This is a genomic window from Paraburkholderia fungorum (assembly GCF_046027215.1).
Lineage (GTDB): Bacteria > Pseudomonadota > Gammaproteobacteria > Burkholderiales > Burkholderiaceae > Paraburkholderia > Paraburkholderia fungorum_D.
Genome location: NZ_JAQQEN010000001.1, coordinates 1,023,910 through 1,040,384, shown reverse-complemented (window position 1 = coordinate 1,040,384; position 16,475 = coordinate 1,023,910). Strand labels below are relative to the sequence as shown.

16 protein-coding genes are annotated in these 16,475 nt (G+C 62.5%); 4 read left to right on the top strand and 12 right to left on the bottom strand.

Annotated elements, in window-relative coordinates:
- Positions 1-14: 14 nt before the first annotated feature.
- Together PQR27_RS04660 and PQR27_RS04655 are read right to left on the bottom strand one after the other, a co-directional pair.
- On the bottom strand, positions 15-824 hold the full coding sequence (locus PQR27_RS04660) for a mechanosensitive ion channel family protein (protein WP_408522556.1): 810 nt from the start codon (positions 822-824) through the stop codon (positions 15-17).
- A 100-nt stretch (positions 825-924) separates the two neighbouring features.
- On the bottom strand, positions 925-2,628 hold the full coding sequence (locus tag PQR27_RS04655; RefSeq protein WP_408522555.1) for a putative bifunctional diguanylate cyclase/phosphodiesterase: 1,704 nt from the start codon (positions 2,626-2,628) through the stop codon (positions 925-927).
- A 419-nt stretch (positions 2,629-3,047) separates the two neighbouring features.
- Here PQR27_RS04655 and PQR27_RS04650 point away from each other — a divergent pair, with 419 nt between their 5' ends.
- A complete protein-coding gene (locus tag PQR27_RS04650) occupies positions 3,048-3,968 on the top strand; it encodes a LysR family transcriptional regulator (protein ID WP_408522554.1) in 921 nt (306 codons plus the stop codon).
- A gap of 156 nt (positions 3,969-4,124) precedes the next feature.
- Here the strand turns inward: PQR27_RS04650 and PQR27_RS04645 are convergent, their stop codons facing one another.
- The 6 genes from PQR27_RS04645 to PQR27_RS04620 all read right to left on the bottom strand — a co-directional run bounded on the left by PQR27_RS04645 (position 4,125) and on the right by PQR27_RS04620 (position 8,178).
- The gene (locus PQR27_RS04645) at positions 4,125-5,348 is read right to left on the bottom strand and encodes an FAD-dependent oxidoreductase (protein ID WP_408522553.1); all 1,224 of its coding nucleotides are present in this window, start codon (positions 5,346-5,348) and stop codon (positions 4,125-4,127) included.
- Positions 5,345-5,512, bottom strand: coding sequence for a rubredoxin (locus tag PQR27_RS04640; protein WP_408522552.1), 168 nt, complete (start codon positions 5,510-5,512; stop codon positions 5,345-5,347). The genes PQR27_RS04645 and PQR27_RS04640 overlap by 4 nt, the downstream gene beginning before the upstream one ends.
- Positions 5,513-5,539: 27 nt before the next feature.
- Positions 5,540-6,607 carry an aromatic ring-hydroxylating dioxygenase subunit alpha gene (locus PQR27_RS04635; protein ID WP_408522551.1) on the bottom strand — a complete coding sequence of 356 codons (1,068 nt, stop codon included), beginning with the start codon at positions 6,605-6,607 and terminating at the stop codon, positions 5,540-5,542.
- A gap of 186 nt (positions 6,608-6,793) precedes the next feature.
- On the bottom strand, positions 6,794-7,294 hold the full coding sequence (gene msrC / locus PQR27_RS04630) for a free L-methionine (R)-S-oxide reductase MsrC (protein ID WP_408522550.1): 501 nt from the start codon (positions 7,292-7,294) through the stop codon (positions 6,794-6,796).
- Positions 7,295-7,449: 155 nt separating this feature from the next.
- The gene (locus tag PQR27_RS04625; protein WP_408522549.1) at positions 7,450-7,875 is read right to left on the bottom strand and encodes a TOBE domain-containing protein; all 426 of its coding nucleotides are present in this window, start codon (positions 7,873-7,875) and stop codon (positions 7,450-7,452) included.
- A 177-nt stretch (positions 7,876-8,052) separates the two neighbouring features.
- The gene (locus tag PQR27_RS04620; protein ID WP_408522548.1) at positions 8,053-8,178 is read right to left on the bottom strand and encodes a hypothetical protein; all 126 of its coding nucleotides are present in this window, start codon (positions 8,176-8,178) and stop codon (positions 8,053-8,055) included.
- An 11-nt stretch (positions 8,179-8,189) separates the two neighbouring features.
- Between PQR27_RS04620 and PQR27_RS04615 the strand changes: the two genes are divergently transcribed.
- From PQR27_RS04615 to PQR27_RS04605, 3 genes are all read left to right on the top strand, one after another.
- Positions 8,190-9,794, top strand: a complete 1,605-nt coding sequence (locus tag PQR27_RS04615) for an SH3 domain-containing protein (RefSeq protein WP_408522547.1) — start codon at positions 8,190-8,192, stop codon at positions 9,792-9,794.
- Positions 9,795-9,966: 172 nt separating this feature from the next.
- Complete coding sequence (locus PQR27_RS04610; RefSeq protein WP_408522546.1) at positions 9,967-10,437, top strand: VOC family protein; 471 nt, start codon at positions 9,967-9,969, stop codon at positions 10,435-10,437.
- A 42-nt stretch (positions 10,438-10,479) separates the two neighbouring features.
- Positions 10,480-10,953, top strand: a complete 474-nt coding sequence (locus PQR27_RS04605; RefSeq protein WP_408522545.1) for a VOC family protein — start codon at positions 10,480-10,482, stop codon at positions 10,951-10,953.
- A gap of 721 nt (positions 10,954-11,674) precedes the next feature.
- On the opposite strand, the gene PQR27_RS04600 is transcribed toward PQR27_RS04605, so the two are convergent.
- The 4 genes from PQR27_RS04600 to PQR27_RS04585 all read right to left on the bottom strand — a co-directional run bounded on the left by PQR27_RS04600 (position 11,675) and on the right by PQR27_RS04585 (position 16,357).
- Positions 11,675-12,478: a transglutaminase-like domain-containing protein gene (locus PQR27_RS04600; RefSeq protein ID WP_408522544.1), complete on the bottom strand. Its 804-nt coding sequence runs from the start codon at positions 12,476-12,478 to the stop codon at positions 11,675-11,677.
- Between the two features lie 157 nt (positions 12,479-12,635).
- Complete coding sequence (locus PQR27_RS04595) at positions 12,636-13,535, bottom strand: transglutaminase family protein (protein ID WP_408522543.1); 900 nt, start codon at positions 13,533-13,535, stop codon at positions 12,636-12,638.
- Between the two features lie 357 nt (positions 13,536-13,892).
- Positions 13,893-15,314, bottom strand: coding sequence for an HdeD family acid-resistance protein (locus PQR27_RS04590; RefSeq protein WP_408522542.1), 1,422 nt, complete (start codon positions 15,312-15,314; stop codon positions 13,893-13,895).
- 116 nt (positions 15,315-15,430) lie between these two features.
- Positions 15,431-16,357, bottom strand: coding sequence for a recombination-associated protein RdgC (locus PQR27_RS04585; protein WP_408522541.1), 927 nt, complete (start codon positions 16,355-16,357; stop codon positions 15,431-15,433).
- Between the last annotated feature and the right edge of the window lie 118 nt (positions 16,358-16,475).

Here is a 16,475-nt window from a genome sequence, read left to right as displayed (position 1 = left end):
AACGCAACTCGCTACTAAGCCGCCACCGGGCAGCCGGCCTGTTCGAGTGCGGTCTGTGCGTGATCGTGCAGATCGTCGCTGGTGAGCGACGCGTCCGGCGTGCGTACCCATGCGGCGATGCGCAGCTTCGCGCCGCCGTCGTCGGGATATTCGGCCACCGTGATGACCGGCGCGAGCGTCGAACCGTTCAGCACACGCGGCTCGTCGGCGACCAGTTTCTTCAATTCTCCGATCGCCGCATCGACGTCCTTGCGTTTCGCGAGTTCGACTTCGACCTCGATGCGCTGTGTGCCGCCGCTGCTGTAGTTGATGACAGGGTTGCTCCAGATCTGGCTATTCGGCACGAACACCGCATTGCCGTCGCCGCGTTCGATGCGCGTGGTGAAGAGCCCTACTTCGCGCACGATGCCCGCAGCCGCGCCGCTGCCCTCGATCACATCGCCGACGCGAAACGGCCGCAACATCAGCAGCATCATGCCAGCGGCGATATTCTGCAGCGTGCCCTGCAATGCAAGACCGATCGCGAGGCCGGCGGCGCCGAGCACTGCCAGTACACTCGCAGTGGCAATCCCGACTTCGCTGAGCGCCGCGATAAACACCAGCACGCGCACGGCCCACGTGCCCATGGCCGCCAGCATCGGCGCGAGCGTGGGGTCCGCGTGCGTGCGCGCGAGCGCTTTTGCAAACACCGTGCCGACCCGGTTCGACACCCACCAGCCAACCATCAGGATCAACGCGGCCAGCACGATATGAAGGACGTCGTGCGTCAACGTGACAAGCAACGACGGCTGAAAATGCTCCAGACGAGCAAAAAGATCGTTCATCGTGTGTAGCGTCCCATCGCGTTAGAAGTACTTCCGACGCAGGGAAGCAGGATACGTTCCCGAGCTTTGTGCCGGCACTTTACACCGGCATTAGCCGGCCTTAACCGGCGCCGAGCGGCTTCAGTAAATTACGCAGTCCAGCGATCGTCACGGGGCGCGAAAACCAGAACCCTTGCGCTTCGTCGCAGCCGAGCGTTTCGAGTTGGGCGGCCTGTTCGGCCGTTTCGACACCTTCGGCCGTCACGCGTAATTTCAACGCATGCGCCATGGCAATGATGGCGCCGACGAGCGCGGCGCATTGCGGATCCGTACTCATGCGAGCCACAAACGAGCGGTCGATTTTCAGGCGATTCAGCGGAAAACGTGTGAGGTAGGCGAGGCTCGAATAGCCGGTGCCGAAGTCGTCCACCGCGACTTCAACGCCCAGTTCGCGCAATGCATGCAAGGTCTGCAATGCCTGCTCGGTGTCGCCTAGCAGTACGCCTTCCGTGATTTCCACTTCCAGATACGAGGGATCGAGCGCGGCGTCTTCGAGCGCTCCACGGATCGTCTCGAACAGATTGCGACGCTGGAACTGCTGCGGCGACACGTTCACCGCGATGCGCGGCAGATTGCCCGTCAGACGCAGCAATTTGCCTGCGTCGCGGCACGCAGTTCGAATCACCCACTCGCCGATCTGCTCGATCAGTCCCGACTCTTCTGCCACCGGCACGAATTCGACCGGACTGATCAAGCCACGCTGCGGATGATCCCACCGCAGCAGTGTCTCCACTTGCGCGATGCGGCCGTTCGCCAGCGTCACCTGCGGCTGATACACGAGGTGCAGTTGCTGGCGCTCGAGCGCTTCGCGCAGCATCGCCTGCAATTCGAAGCGGCGCGCCGCCTGGCCTTCGAGCGCGGTCGAAAAGCGCCGCACTGCATTGCCGCTCACCGCCGATGCCGCCGACAACGCCACGCCCGCGCGACGCATCAGCGTCGGCGCATCGCCGCCGTCGGCCGGGTAAGCGACGATGCCGATGCTCGCCGCGACGTTCAACGCCGTACCCGCGTAGTCGATCGATTCAGCAATGCGGCTTAGCGCTTCGGCAGCGAAATCATCCGCCGCCGCGCCACTCTCATTGATCAACAGCGCGAATTGCGTGCCGCCAATGGAGGCAATCGTGCCGTCGTTTGGAAAGAGACCTCGCAAGCGCTCGCCGACGATCTGCAAGACCAGTTCGGCGGCATGCAAACCCAGTGCGTCGCGCAGTTTGCGCAAGTTGTCGAGCTCGGCGATCAGCACCGCAAAACCGCTGCCGCTGCGCTGACAACGTGCAATCGTCAGCTCGAGTCGTTCGGTGAAGAGTGTCTGGTTGGGCAACCGGGTCACGCCGTCGTGATGCGCGACGTACCACAAGCGCGCCTCGGATTGCGCGTAACGCGTCATGTCGATCGCGGTGCCAACGTGGCGCGTGGGACCTTTCACGTCGCCAGGAAGTGGCTCGCAAACCAGCGGCGCCAGCGCAAAAACCACGCGAATCGGCGAGCTGTTGTGCCGCACGTAGGTCCATTCGCCTTCGTAGCGCGCGCTCACTGCGGACAGCGGCGGCAATTCAGCGCGCCGTCTCGTGAGTTCGGCGGGATCAAACAGGGATTCAAAGGTGCGCCGGCCAACCAGTTCTGCGGCCACATAACCCGTTAGCCGTTCGAAAGCGGCGTTGACGGCTTCGAACTTGCCATCCGCTGCACAGATGAACATGCCGTAGGGCGCGGCGGCGAGCACGGCGCTATACGTGCGCGTTTCGGCATAGGGGTGGTCTTGCATCGCGCCGGCCTTGGGTTTTCCTGAATAGTAGCTGCGAGTTGGCGTGTTTTTGACGCGGACGGCGTACGCGGCGAACCCAGCCTTGCCACCGCGATCTTCCATGCAAACGTGCGTATGATAGCGGCTTTCCTGCGCAAACCCATTAGGGCGGCCACCCATGGCCGCTGCCAGACGCATCCCTCGGTGTAATCCCCAGTTTGTCGAGTTCGTGCACACCCTGCCATACGCGTCATAAAGCGCCCGCTATGGCCAGGATACTCCGGGCCTCATGACTCAATACGCACCTGCCTTCGACGCCTCCGCAGAGGGCTCCGCCGGATTGACGACCGTTATATCCGGCTATATATTTTGCTGGCGATCCCTGACTAAAATATCACCGCCCCACCGCGTGGATCCGCACGAAAAGGGTCCAGCTTTTTATGTCCAAGGAAATCATCGACTCGCACCTTCTCAAGGTGCTGCATACGCTGCTGACTGAATCGAGTGTGTCGCGCACGGCAGCGTTGCTCGGTCAATCGCAGCCTACCGTCAGCGTGGCCCTGCGCAAATTGCGCGACATGACCGGCGATCCGCTACTGGTACGCAGCGGCAGCCGGATGGTCCTCACGGCGCACGCGCTCACCTTGATCGAACCGGCCGCGCAGGCGTTGAACAGTATCGCGGCGATCCTGCATCCCACTTCGTCGTTCAATCCCGCCACCACCAGCCAGACCTTTCGCATCGGCTCGCCGGACTATCTCGACGCGTTCTTCGTCCCCGCGGTCGTCGATGCGTTTCATCGCGAGGCGCCCGGTGCGAAGCTCGAGTTCAGGCATCTGATGATGGTGGACGGCGGCTATGAACACGGTCTGGAAAGCGGCTTTCTCGATCTCGTGATCGGCAACTGGCGCACGCCGCCGGAGCATCTACATTTGCAGCCGCTCTGCAAGGACGAGTTGGTGTGCCTGATGCGCAACGGTCATCCCATCAAACCCGGCAGACTGAGCAAGCCCGTCTACGAAGAAGCCGAGCATCTGGCCGTGATGACCTACAACACGACATCCTGGGGCACCGTCGATGTCGAACTCGCGCGCAGCGGGCTCTCACGCACGGTCACGACAACGCTGCCCTACTTCGGCATGGCGCCCTATGTGCTGGCGCGCTCCAATCTGCTGTTCACCACCACGCGCGCTCTGGCCACGCACTACACCAAACTGCTGCCGCTGCGGATCGAACCAATTCCCGGCGAACCGCAGGCACTGACCTATTATCAGCTGTGGCATGACCGGACCCACCGCAGCGTCGCCGCGATCTGGTTGCGCAAGCTGATCGCCAGTGTTGCAAAAGATCTGGCTTCCTAAGCACTTTCCGATCACGCATGTTCGCGCTGATAAAAAAAACACCGCAAGCGGGGCTTGCGGCGTAAATGCGATCATCAATGGCGTCCCAGGTGACAGGCCCTGCGAGACACCGAACGATCACGAAGTGAGGTCGGTCAGAAGGAAGATTGTTATGGATTAAGCAGGCGGAGCCCCCGCCATCATGGCCTTGATGAGGGCGGCTTTGCCCTCGATCGCCGTACCGAGCAGCGCGAAGCCCAACGGCCGTTCGCTGGTGGCGTGCTGACACACGGCGCGCGCCGCATGAGGCGCATGAGGCGCTTGAGTTGCATGAGTTGCTTGAATCGCCGCAGCGCCGCCGGTCTCGATCGACCATGTGCCCTCTCCCTCCGGCGTCACGACGACAGCGGGGCTCGCGGGTGTCTTCACCGTGATCGGCATCACCGGGAAAGCGACGCGTGTCGGCTGGCCGGTCAAGGTTCGCGCGAGTGCCCGCGCGGCATGCATGATCGGCAGCACATAGGGCTGCACTTTGCCGTCGATCGCGGCGCAGTCGCCCAGCGCGTAGATATCCGGCGCGCTGGTGCGGCACCAGGCATCCGTACGAATACCCTGATCGACTTCGAGACCCGCGGCAGCAGCGAGGGCCGTGCGCGGCGCAAGGCCGATTGCCGACACCACGAGATCCGCGTCGATTGGCTCGCCGTCTGCGAAACTCAGGCGATAGCCATCCGATAAGCGCTCGATGCGGTTCACGCTGCGACCGGGATGAAAGCGGATGCCGCCATCACGCAGCGCGCGAGCGAAGACCTCGCCCACCTCCTGCGGCAGTAAACGGGCCAACGGCGTCGAAGCCGGATCGATCAGACTGACGGCATAACCCGCCGACGCCAGATCGTTGGCGAATTCGCAACCAATCAGCCCCGCGCCCAGAATCGCCACCGACCGGCACCGTGTCAGCGCCAGCCTGAAGCGCGCGTAATCGTCGAGATCGTTGATCGACAGCACGTCGGCTGCGCCGTCGCCTTCCACGCGCAGGCGGCGCGGATCCGCTCCCGTGGCTAGCACCAGCCGGCTATAACCCAGCAATGCGTTATCGACGACCAGCGTGCGCTGCGCCGGCAAAATACGCTCGACGTGCTGCTGCACGCGAATCGACGCACCCAGTTGCGCGGACATTGCCACGGCATCGAAACTCGCCAGCGCGTGCGGCTCTTTCTTCATCGCCAACGCGTTCGACAACATCGGCTTCGAATAAAAGCTGCCGTCGTCGCGGCTGATCATCACGATCGGTACAGTGCTGTCGAGCTTGCGCAATTCGCGCGCGACCGTATAACCCGCCATGCCGGTGCCGACGATCACCACCGGATGGCCATTGTCCTCATGCTGGTTCGTCGTCATGCGACCACCTGCATTTCGAAGTCGTGTTTGCCGGTTGCGCAGTCCGGGCACAGCCAGTCGTCGGGTACGTCTTCCCAGCGCGTACCTGCGGCGATGCCCGCTTCCGGCAGACCCAATGTCTCGTCATAGCGAAAACCGCAAATGACACATTCCCATACTTTCATTGCCTCTCTCCCGAATCACAGCACGAACTAGCGCACATACGCCTGGCCGAGACCAGTCTCGGCCAACGCCCGCCGGTATGCACCCGACGAGCGGTCGGCCAGAATCGGCGCTTCTGCCGCGCGGTCGATCGGCAAATCTTCGGGGCGTTGCTGTTCGACGATCGCGCGGTCCTCTTCGAACACCTGGCGGTTGAACGCGTAGACATCCTCGAGCGGCAGATCCTTGTCGAAGTTTCTGACGATCGGCACGAACAGGCGCGTCTTGCGCGCGGACACCGGGCTTGCGGCATTCAGGATCGACAGCCGCCCGTTTTCGGGAAAGTGCACGGTCAGGCGTGCGAAGAACGGCACATCCACGTCGAAGAAACGGCGCCACAGGTAGCCCTCCGGCGCACGATGCTGCATCGACTTCGGGAAGTTGCTGACCGTGCTCACATACTCCGCGTGCATGCCGCGCTCGCGTCGTTCGACCGAATACTGCGGCACCATCGGGTTCTGCCGGTCCGCGAAACTATCGTGATGAATCCACGCGAAGTGCGCGACGTCGATAAAGCCTTCCGTCTGACGTCCGGCCGATGCGTTGATATCGATCGAGGGTGGCAGGATCTGCTGGAAGTCGGGATCGTCCCAATGGGGAAAGGCGGGCAACGGTTCGGTGCCGCCGCCGAGCGAAACCCACACGAGGCCGTACGCTTCCTGCGTCGCGTAGGTGACCAGATGCAGGCGGTCTGGAATCGGGCCGTCCGTTTGCGACGGAATGTGTTTGCACTTGCCCTCGCTGTTGTAGGCGAGGCCGTGGTACGGGCACACGATATTGCCGTTATCAACCCAACCCTGGCTCAGCGGCGCGCCGCGATGCGGACAGATATCGCGCGCGCTCACCAACTGGCCGTTCGAGCGGAACACCACCAGCGGCTCGTCGAGCAGCGTTACGCTGATGGGTTTGTCGGCGACGTCGGCGGCGAATGCGACCGGATGCCAGTAACGGCTGAGAATCTCCCAGTCGTGGCTATCGAACGTGCAGTTGCGGGGTAGCGCGGCGGAGCGCTGGAATGTCAGCGGCGCAGTGGTGGCTGTAGCGGTGGCGGAACTCATGCATGTCTCCAAAACCTGGTGGGGGTTCGTCGCGGTCATGCGTCGTCTCCCGAGAAGACTGCCTTCGGGATGTCTTGACCGCGTGGAGAGAACGATAGCGGGATGAGGTCCGCCGACCCATCCCCTGACGTGCATCTAGTCTATGTGCGAACGTGCATAGGGTGCTGCCGGCCGGTATCGATGTCTTTACGATGCACGCGGCAATGCGGCTTCGATGAACACCGCGCACAGCGCTTCCATGCCCTTCGCGTCTTCTTCGTCGAAGCGCGCGACGAGCGGGCTATCGACATCCCATACGCCGATCAGCGTGCCATCCGGCGCGACGAGCGGCACGACGATTTCCGATTGCGACGCCGAATCGCAGGCGATATGGCCGGGAAATTCGTGCACGTCGCGCACGACCTGCGTTTGACGGGTTTGCGCCGCGGTGCCGCAGACGCCCTTGCCGAGCGGGATGCGCACACAGGCGGGTTTGCCCTGAAACGGCCCGACCACCAGCTCCTGGCCGTCGTGAAAGTAGAAACCGGCCCAGTTCAGATCGCGCAACGAGTGAAACACGAACGCGGAAAAATTCGCGGCATTGGCGATCCAGTCGGATTCGCCGGCAAGAAGCGAGCGCGCCTGGGCGACCAGTTCTTCGTATTGCGCGGCTTTGGGGAGGTGCGAGGCAGAGGAAACTTCGAACATGACGGTGTCCGTGGTGGAAGCGGAAAGAGGAACAGCAAGGCGTGCAGTTTAATGCAAGCCGCCGTTTCGTTCAGGGCATGCCACGGTGCATGCCGCCCTGTTTCCGTCCAGCTTGCGTGAGGCGTCGTGCAAAACACCTCACGCAAAGGTGTCGCTTACTGATCGACGCCGATGATCACGCTCGATGCCTTGAAGATCGCGGTGGCCGGCTTACCGTTCGCGAGATCGAGGCGCTCAGCGCTTTCGTTGGTGATGATCGCGGCGATCTGCGCGCCATTCGCGCTAATCGTCACTTCCGAATTGACCGCACCCTTCGTGACAGCCGACACCGTGCCGGCAATGCAGTTGCGTACCGACACCTGGCTCTTCACCACGTCGACCATGATGATCACCGACGACGCCTTGACCAGCGCGAACGCCTGCTTGCCAGCCGCAAGCCCGAGCGACGCCGCGCTGCCATGCGTGATGACCGCGACGATCTCAAGACCGTCCTGAGTGCGCAACGTGATTTCGTCGTTCACGGCACCTTGCTTGACTTCGGCCACTTCGCCGGCGAATTGATTGCGTGCGCTGGTTCGCATGTTGCTCTCCTGTTTTGCGGCCTCGCGGATTCCTTTCGAGGCCGGGTGTTAGTTGGATGAAACCACTGTAACGGAACGTTGATCGCCGGCGACCGTGTGCACATGAAGTGCGGTGTGACGCAGCCGCTTTTGACGATTCAAGCTCAATGAAAACACACAAACGTTGTGTATATGCGGTCATAACGCGATGGCGATACAACGCGTGACACGCATGATCCATCGTTCACTTCCGTACAACGCATGCCGCCAGCGGAAGCCCGGCGTGCCGCCCGACACCGTATCATCGAGTCCTTGGCTCATCATCGTCGAACCTCATGCCCGTCGCCGTCCTGTCCCGCCTCGCCGTCAGATTGCCGAATGCCTGCCGCAGCGCTGCATTTTGTGCGGCCCTTGCCGCCGTCACCACCCTCGCCGCCTGCAGCAATCCGGCGCCGACGCATGATGCAAAGGTGCCAGTCGAGACGATCACGCTGTTCCCGATGGCCCATTACGACCAGAACGTCGATCACTGGCTGGACCCGGACGGCCCAGGCTACGACCAGCCGTTTCTGAGCGCGGCGGACCAGCAGGCCCACTTCAGAGCCCTCTACGCGCGCTACTTCGGCACCGGCACGAATGCGCCCTCGCCATGGAACGCCAGCTTTGTGACGATGCGGGTCTACCGCCAGCAAGGCGCGGACATTGCCGCGCTGCAACATCGCCGGCTCGTCAAGTTCGACAATACCGGCAAGAACGGCAGAGAAATCGGCTACGGCGAAAACTTCCGTCCGCACGACAAGGCATGGATCGACGCCATCGCGCAGAACATGGACGTCAGCCAGTTCGAGCACGCGGGCGTCTATCAGCCTGAACGCCGCGCGATCGCCACGGGCAACCTGCTGGTGCGCGAGCTGCCGACCATGGATCCGTCGTTCTACGACCACCGGCTGGCCGGCGAAGGCTATCCGTTCGACAACCTGCAGATCTCGGCGGTGCGCCCCGGCACGCCTCTCTATGTGCTGGGCAGCAGCGTCGACGGTGGATGGCGGTATGTGCAGACGCCCGACGTGCAAGGCTGGGTGCGCAGCGACGGCGTCGGCATGACCGACGACACCTTTGTCGGCACATGGCGCGCGGCGACCGCCAGATCGCTGGGCGCGGTGACCGTTGCCTCGGCGCCGCTGCGCGACAGCCGCGGCGTGTTCCGCTTCGACGCGCCGGCCGGCACGTTGCTGCCGCTCGCGCCGGAGAACGCCACGGCAGGTTCGAATACAGCCTCAATGCCAGGCACGGCTGCGGGCGAACCTGCCGCCCGCAAGCTCTTCGTCCCGGCTCGCGACGTGGACGGTCAGGCGATCATCCGCACCGCGCAACTGAACGACACCCAGATCGCGCCGATGCCGCTCGCCGCCACGCCGCGGCACCTTGCGATACTGATGAAAACGCTGATCGGGCGGCCGTATGGCTGGGGCAATAGCGGCTTCTACAACGACTGTTCGTCGGAACTGCAGAGCATCTTTGCGAGCTTTGGCGTATGGTTGCCGCGCCATTCGTCGACGCAGATGAGCGCCGGCCGCACGGTCGATCTGTCCGCGTCCACGCCGGCGCAGCGGCTCGACTATCTTGCCCAGCATGGCGAGCCATTGCGCACACTGATCTATATCGGCGGCCATGTGATGCTGTACATCGGCAATACGACCCGCAATGGCGTCACGATCCCGGTTGTCTACCAGGATGTCTGGGGCCTACGGCCGGCCGACAACAGCCGGCGCGCGGTAATCGGCGGCTCGGTGATTCTGCCGCTGTTCGAACACATCCCGGAGGATGCGGCGTTGCAGTCGCTCGCGGCGACCTCGACGTTCCAGATCAGCATCCTCGGCGCGCCGGGCGGCGCAGCCGCGCCCGCCACGCCACCGGACGAGGACAATCCCGCCGGTTGAGCACAGCGGGCATGGCGTCCGCAACGGGCGGGAACAAGCCGCACGCCCGTGCGCAAAAATATTTTTTCCGGAGTGTCGATTCAACGATGGTGCAATCGTCGTAATGTTGAAGGCCTGGCTCACGTAGTGGGTCTTTCAACTCACGAACCTGTCATTTCAAGGAGTCGCCGTCATGTCCAGCCCCGCTGTCAAACCGATCCCGGACGGGATGCACTCGCTTACCCCGTATCTGATTTGCGCCAACGCCGCTGACGCCATTGCGTTCTACACCAAGGCTTTTAACGCCGTCGAGCAATACCGCCTGCCGGGCCCGGATGGCAAAGTGATGCACGCGTGCCTGAAGATCGGCGACTCCATGCTGATGCTGACTGACGAATGGCCCGACCACAACGCGTTGGGGCCGAACACACTGAAAGGCACGCCGGTTACGATTCACCATTACGTGGAGGATGTCGACGCCAGCTTCAAACGGGCCGTCGATGCCGGCGCGACCGTGACGCTCCCTGTCAGCGACATGTTCTGGGGCGACCGTTACGGCCAGCTGCAGGACCCGTTCGGCCACCGCTGGTCGCTGGCCACGCACACTCGTGACCTGAGCCCGGAGCAGATCCAGGAAGGCATGCGCAATATGCAGTGCGGCTAGCAATGACCCACATGCTCCATCCATCTTGGACAAGGAGATCGTATGCAGAAGATTGCACCCTGCCTGTGGTTCGACGGTAACGCGGAAGAAGCCGCGCGTTTCTATACCGGCGTATTCGGCAATTCACGCATCGCCACCACGATGCATCACACGGACGCCGGTCCTGGCCCGAAGGGCAGCGTGCTGGCCGTCACGTTCGAGCTTGAGGGTCAGGAGTTCATGGCCTTGAACGGCGGCCCGCAATTTACCTTCACGCCGGCTATTTCGTTGTTCGTGCACTGCGGTTCGCAGCAGGAGATCGACAGCTATTGGGCGAAGCTCTGCGATGGGGGCGCGCCGCAGCAATGCGGCTGGGTTCAGGACAGGTTCGGTGTGTCGTGGCAGATCGTGCCAGATGCGCTTGGACGGATGCTGAGGGATCCGGATGCCGGTAAGGCGAAGCGTGTGATGGAGGCCATGATGGATATGGTAAAGCTTGATATTGGGGAGCTTGAGCGCGCCTATCGGGGCGCGTGAGGCCTCTTTTTGTTTTGCTTTTGGTGTTGTTTGCCTTTTGCGGTGGCATTTTTTGTGGTCGTGCCTGCGGCGTTGGGTGTTTCTATTCTTATTGGTTTATTAGCGTTCCCCCTGTGCGGGGGGGCACCTACTTTTCTTTGCCGGCCGCAAAGAAAAGTAGGCAAAAGAAAGCGGCTCACACCGCCAATTCTTAAGTGGCTCCCCTGGCTTGGAGGGTGTAGTGGCTCCGTAGAGATCGGGCCTGCGCACCTGCTCTCGTGAGTGACCAGGCCGTCATGCTTCCGGCGACGCTGCGCGCGCCGAGGCGGTACTTCACAAAACCAGTCCGATTGGTGTTTTCGGCGCCTCGCCGAGGCGAAGCCGATGGCGCCCACCGCGCGCAAACGAAGCGCCCGGTATCCCTGGCAGACCCGTCCGCGACGCACGTAGTGCGGAGTGGGAGCGGATGACGGCTGTGTCACGGGCGCTAATGGACCGAGGTGTGATCCGTTAATCGCACCACCAGCCCCTCCAAGCCAGGGGACCCACTTAAAAATTAGCGGTTTGAGCCGCTTTCTTTTGCCTACTTTTCTTTGCGGCCGGCAAAGAAAAGTAGGTGCCTGCCCCGCACAGGGGCGAAGCTAATAGACCAATAACAAATCAAGGAAAGGCCAACGCCGTACGCACAAGAACAATGCCGCCGCCAAAGGCAAAAAAAACCACCCACCGCTACGCGGAACCCTTATACGGCTTCACAAACAACCGCGAACTTCACCAACTCAGTCGCCCCAAACGCATTACTAATCGCCACATCCGCGGCATCCCTCCCCCGCGCCATCAACACCCGCCCCGTCCGGGGCGCATTATTCCGCGGGTCGAAGGTCTGCCAACATCCCCCGATATAAGCCTCAAACCACGCAGCAAAATCCATCGCCGCATACGGCGGCGGCAACCCGACATCGCTGATATATCCCGTGCAATACCGCGCCGGTATATTCATCGCCCGGCATAATGTCACCGCCAGATGCGCGAAATCCCGGCACACACCTTTCCTCTCCTGCCACGCCTGCCACGCGGTCTTGGTCGGCCGCGCAAAATCGTAGCCAAACACAATATGCCTGTGCACGTAATCGCAAATCGCCTCCACGCGCACACGCCCAAGCGGCAACTTGCCAAACGTCTGCCAGGCAAATTCGGATAACAAATCAGTCTCGCAATAACGACTGCCCAGCAGAAACACCAGCGTATCGTCAGGCAACGCCTCCACCGGATGCTGCTCGGTAAAGGGCGGCCGCATCTCCGGTTCGGACGACACCTCGAGCACGGCACTCGTAGATAACGCAATCAGCCCCTGCGGCGCCACAATCCGGCTGCACAGATTGCCGAAGCCGTCCCGGTACTGGTTGATCGGCACAGGCGGATTAACCGACAGCAAGTCCGGAATCAACACCTCTTTCGCATGCGAAAAGTGCGTGTTCAACATCAGCATCATCGGCGTCGGTTGCACGCACTTGTAAACCAACTCGTAACCCACGCGCAGTTTCATCGCGGCGCCCTCTTCCAGTTGAAAACGTAAAATCGACGCGCCCGATCAACACCCTCGGTTAGCACCTTCAGTTAGCACCCGCAGTTAGCACTCTCACTTAGCACTCCCTGCCAACCCGCCCGATCATTACAGCCAACCCAACACTCCACGCACACCGTCATCCACCTTCCGTCACGCTCACATCCACCTGCAAGCCGCGAAACGAATGCGGCGCGCCGTGCCATGTGCCCCACAACGGCAACGCCTGGTAGTAATTCCACGCTACCGCCACCCGGATCAGATGGCGATTGCCGACGATGCTATTGGTCGGATCAAAATCGACCCACCCGGCGCCCGGCAAATAAATCTGCAGCCAAGCATGAGTCGAACCGCCACCCTGCGTCGCGTCATGGTCCGGCACGAAGATGTAGCCGCTCACAAAACGTGCCGCGAGGCCGAGCGAGCGCACCGCATCCATCATCAGCACCGCGAAATCGCGGCAACTGCCGCGGCGGCTGCGCAAGGTGTCGCCGGGACGGTTCACGCCCTTCTCCGTGCGACGCGTATAGGCGAAAGTGTTCTTGATCTCGAGCGTCATTGCTCTCAACAGCGCCATCGTGCCGCCGCTGCCAGGCTTTGCGCCCGCGCCGGCACTCGCGAGTCCCGGCACGAAACGGCGTGCCCACGCATCCACTTCGCTGTCCGGATACTGGCGGCTGCGCGCGTTCACGAGATCGGAAGCCTCCTCGTTGGTGTACGCAAACGGCCAGTTCACCGCGTACGGTTCGAGCGCGTAGTCGGGCATGGGCGTTTCGAAATGCTCCAGCGTCGCCTCACTGTCGAAGCGCAATTCGCGCGCCACGCCCTCGAAACTGGCGACCGCAACCGAGTTGTCGAACACGTCGTGCAGCCAATGCAGCCGCGACGGCGTCGGCGTAATCACCAACTGGTTTGTGACAAGACGCAAATCGTGGCTCGCGCGCGGACGGAACATCATCCGGTGTTCGCCGAAGCGCACCGGTTCCGAGTAGCGGTAGACACTGACGTGATGTACCGTGAAACGCTGCGGCTCAGTCATGTGGCCAGCCCTTCGTTGCAAATGGGTTCGTGGTGACCATCACGTTCAAGCGGGTGATACCACTGCGGCCGCAAATAGTCAGCGCCCGACGCGGTGTGATGCTAATGAGCCACGCTCAAGGTTCGGCGTGGTTGAGCGCTCTCGCCGACATGCTTCGCTTTGAGCATACACCCGCCATATTGATTGAAATCACTCATTTCGCCGCGGCGCTTTGCGCGCGGAGTTATCAACAGAATCTGTTCAGAAGCCTGTGCATAACTGTCCGGCAAAATCCGCAAACCATTGATGCATCTAGCGTTTTTACCGTCACGTCGAGATTGGGCAGGCACCGCGCCAGATCCGCTCACAACCCGTGCGCTACTCACGCACGGTGCCCTCCACGCCACCACGCCCTGCGGCTGATTCAGCCGGCGCGCCGCGCGCTTCTTCGCGCCACTGCTGACGCGAGCGCATCATTCTGCGCACGGCGAGCCGTGCCATCTTGACCCAGCCCGACGGCCGCGGGTCGGCCAGCATGCTGAGCGCGCGGGCATAGTCAAGCGTGAGGCCCGGTGTCCACGCCATCGTCGCGGCGCGTTTGCGCAGTTGCGCGGCCACCCACAGTTCCGGTGTCGTGATCACGCGCAGAAACGGCCGCCAGCCGCCAAGGCGCCCCCATACGCGCGCCGATGCGCCTTCGATCGCCGCTTCCAGTGCACGCGACACCGTGCTCGAACAGTTGCGATACGTGAGGTTGTAGGTCGTGTCCTGTCGATAGGTATCCCAGAAGCGGCGCAGGCGCGCCGGATCGTAGTTGCGGATGCGCACCTGGACGGTCGACGGACACCACGCTTTCGATTCGGTCGCGTAGTCCGGCTGGAACAGACCGGGCACGTCGTTCTCGCGCGTGGCGCGCAGGAGCCGCGCAAAATCGTCGGGCGAACGATCGATCTCCACACCCGGATACAGGCTGATATAAACACCCTCAGGCGATTCGAGCGCGGCGTGCCCAGTCGAAATCACCCCGTTGCGATCCACCGCAGCAATATAGCGATCGACGATCAACTGCCGACGCGCCTCGCCTCTCGCCGAACCGACCGGCGTCCAGACATGCACGGTCAACGCGGCCTCATCCGCGGCGGGCGGGCCGTCCCATTCGCGTACCGATGCCCGCCGAGGCGTCGCCTCGCTCGAGGCGGAATTCGCCACTCCCACCGCTTCATCGGCCGAAGCAACGGCGGGGTTCGACGCCAGACGCCGCACGCGCATGCTCAGCAAGAGCATGTTCCAGCCGCCAAATATCAGACCAAGGCCGAGACAGTACGGCACGGTGCCCACATAGTGCGTCGGATACGGTTGATAAAAGAAAATGGCGAGGGCGATTTCGAGGCCGCCGCCGATCATCGCAAGACGCCACGTCCGGTAGCGCACCACCTTCGCGGAGACGATCTGCAGCAGGCCGTCAGCCAGAAACAACGTGCCGAAGATCATCGACAGAATGAAATTGCCGTGCTGATGCCCGACGAGAATCAGCAACGCCGCAAAGCAGAATGCGAAACCCTTCACATAGCGCAGCGTGCGTTGCCCGCCCATGCCGGTCCATGCGACCGCGAGTGTGGCGAGGCCTTCGAGCAGCAGCAACAGGACAAACGGCGTGATCGGGAAATAGAGCGCGCTATCGAGCGCGTCGATGAACACCACCACGCCTAGCACCAGGCTCGCCCAGCCGACCAGTTGCAACGAGCGCCAGCGTGTGCGCAGATAGTCGACACCCAGCAGGATCATGACCAGACGAACCATCGCAAGCCCTCCGTGATTGATGGGGCCATCCGATCACAATCTTATACAGATTCGGCGTGCGCGGCGGCACGCGGTCCGCCTCGCTCGGCGCGCCTCACGTCGACGGGAAAGCCCGCTCAGGCAGCCGCGGCTTGCGGCATCGCCTCGCCGCCCTGCTCGCCGCCGAGCACGTCGAGCAGATCGCTCAGCATGCGGTCGAGCTCGGCCGTCATGAGCGTGACGTCGGAGTCGAAGCGCTCGTCGTCGTTTTGCGCGGTGGGATCGCCCGCCTCCTTGATGACGTCGAGCGGCACGATACGCTTGATCGTCAACGAAGGCGTCAGCACGAACGACACGCGGTCGTTCCACGTCATCGCGAGCCGCATGCACTGCTTGCCGGCTTCGATATGACGGCGCATATCTTCGGCGTCCAAAGCATGGCCGACGTAGCGCACCGTCGCGTTGCCTTCCGCCGGCGAGCGCAATTCGGTGTCCTGGTCGAGCGTGAAGCCGGCAGGGCCTTCGCCGGAAAGCAGCCATTCGGTCATCGCCGCGACCGGCGACTGCGTGACGCGCACGGAGCCGAGCGGCAGTTGATCGATGGATTTGACCAGCAGGCCGCGCACCTCGTCGGCCACCGCTTGCGATGCCGCGTCGATCACGAGCCAGCCGTTCACCGTGTCGATCCACACGCGCGTATCGCGGCGGATGCTGAACGCGCGGGGCAGCAGTTCGTCGGTGACCTGCTCCTTGAGTTCGCGCATCTGCTTGCGGCCGGGTTTGAAGCCCTGCTGCTCTTCGAGTTCGAGCGCGCGCGCCTTGGTCACCTGGGTGACGACCGAAGCCGGCAGCAGTTTCTTTTCGGCGCGAAACACCAGCAACATCTGGCGATTGAGCGAGTACACCAGCGACTCGTTGTCGCGCGGTGACGCCCAACCGTGGCTTTGCATCTCGACGCTATTGCCGGGCGCGAACGCGTGCGGCGCAAGCCACTTCTCCATTTGTTCAGGGGTGACGGACCACGGAGCGGGAAGGCGGTGAAGCTGAAGGTTTTTGAACCACATGGGCGATGTCGTGTACGGGCAAAGCGCGTCATTCTATATGACGGCGGAGCTCACACGTCCGCTCGGCCCGCTTTACCCGGTTGCCGATTGCGCCGCGCCGCGTCACGTATTTTCAAAT

Bases quoted from the DNA above. Each gene is read 5' to 3' on its own strand.
- PQR27_RS04645 (WP_408522553.1), bottom strand. From the start codon at position 5,348: ATGACGACGAACCAGCATGAGGACAATGGCCATCCGGTGGTGATCGTC.
- PQR27_RS04615 (WP_408522547.1), top strand. From the start codon at position 8,190: ATGCCCGTCGCCGTCCTGTCCCGCCTCGCCGTCAGATTGCCGAATGCC.
- PQR27_RS04590 (WP_408522542.1), bottom strand. From the start codon at position 15,314: ATGGTTCGTCTGGTCATGATCCTGCTGGGTGTCGACTATCTGCGCACA.
- PQR27_RS04660 (WP_408522556.1), bottom strand. From the start codon at position 824: ATGAACGATCTTTTTGCTCGTCTGGAGCATTTTCAGCCGTCGTTGCTT.
- PQR27_RS04640 (WP_408522552.1), bottom strand. From the start codon at position 5,512: ATGAAAGTATGGGAATGTGTCATTTGCGGTTTTCGCTATGACGAGACA.
- PQR27_RS04605 (WP_408522545.1), top strand. From the start codon at position 10,480: ATGCAGAAGATTGCACCCTGCCTGTGGTTCGACGGTAACGCGGAAGAA.
- PQR27_RS04585 (WP_408522541.1), bottom strand. From the start codon at position 16,357: ATGTGGTTCAAAAACCTTCAGCTTCACCGCCTTCCCGCTCCGTGGTCC.
- PQR27_RS04650 (WP_408522554.1), top strand. From the start codon at position 3,048: ATGTCCAAGGAAATCATCGACTCGCACCTTCTCAAGGTGCTGCATACG.
- PQR27_RS04635 (WP_408522551.1), bottom strand. From the start codon at position 6,607: ATGAGTTCCGCCACCGCTACAGCCACCACTGCGCCGCTGACATTCCAG.
- PQR27_RS04600 (WP_408522544.1), bottom strand. From the start codon at position 12,478: ATGAAACTGCGCGTGGGTTACGAGTTGGTTTACAAGTGCGTGCAACCG.
- PQR27_RS04620 (WP_408522548.1), bottom strand. From the start codon at position 8,178: ATGATGAGCCAAGGACTCGATGATACGGTGTCGGGCGGCACGCCGGGC.
- msrC (WP_408522550.1), bottom strand. From the start codon at position 7,294: ATGTTCGAAGTTTCCTCTGCCTCGCACCTCCCCAAAGCCGCGCAATAC.
- PQR27_RS04595 (WP_408522543.1), bottom strand. From the start codon at position 13,535: ATGACTGAGCCGCAGCGTTTCACGGTACATCACGTCAGTGTCTACCGC.
- PQR27_RS04655 (WP_408522555.1), bottom strand. From the start codon at position 2,628: ATGCAAGACCACCCCTATGCCGAAACGCGCACGTATAGCGCCGTGCTC.
- PQR27_RS04625 (WP_408522549.1), bottom strand. From the start codon at position 7,875: ATGCGAACCAGCGCACGCAATCAATTCGCCGGCGAAGTGGCCGAAGTC.
- PQR27_RS04610 (WP_408522546.1), top strand. From the start codon at position 9,967: ATGTCCAGCCCCGCTGTCAAACCGATCCCGGACGGGATGCACTCGCTT.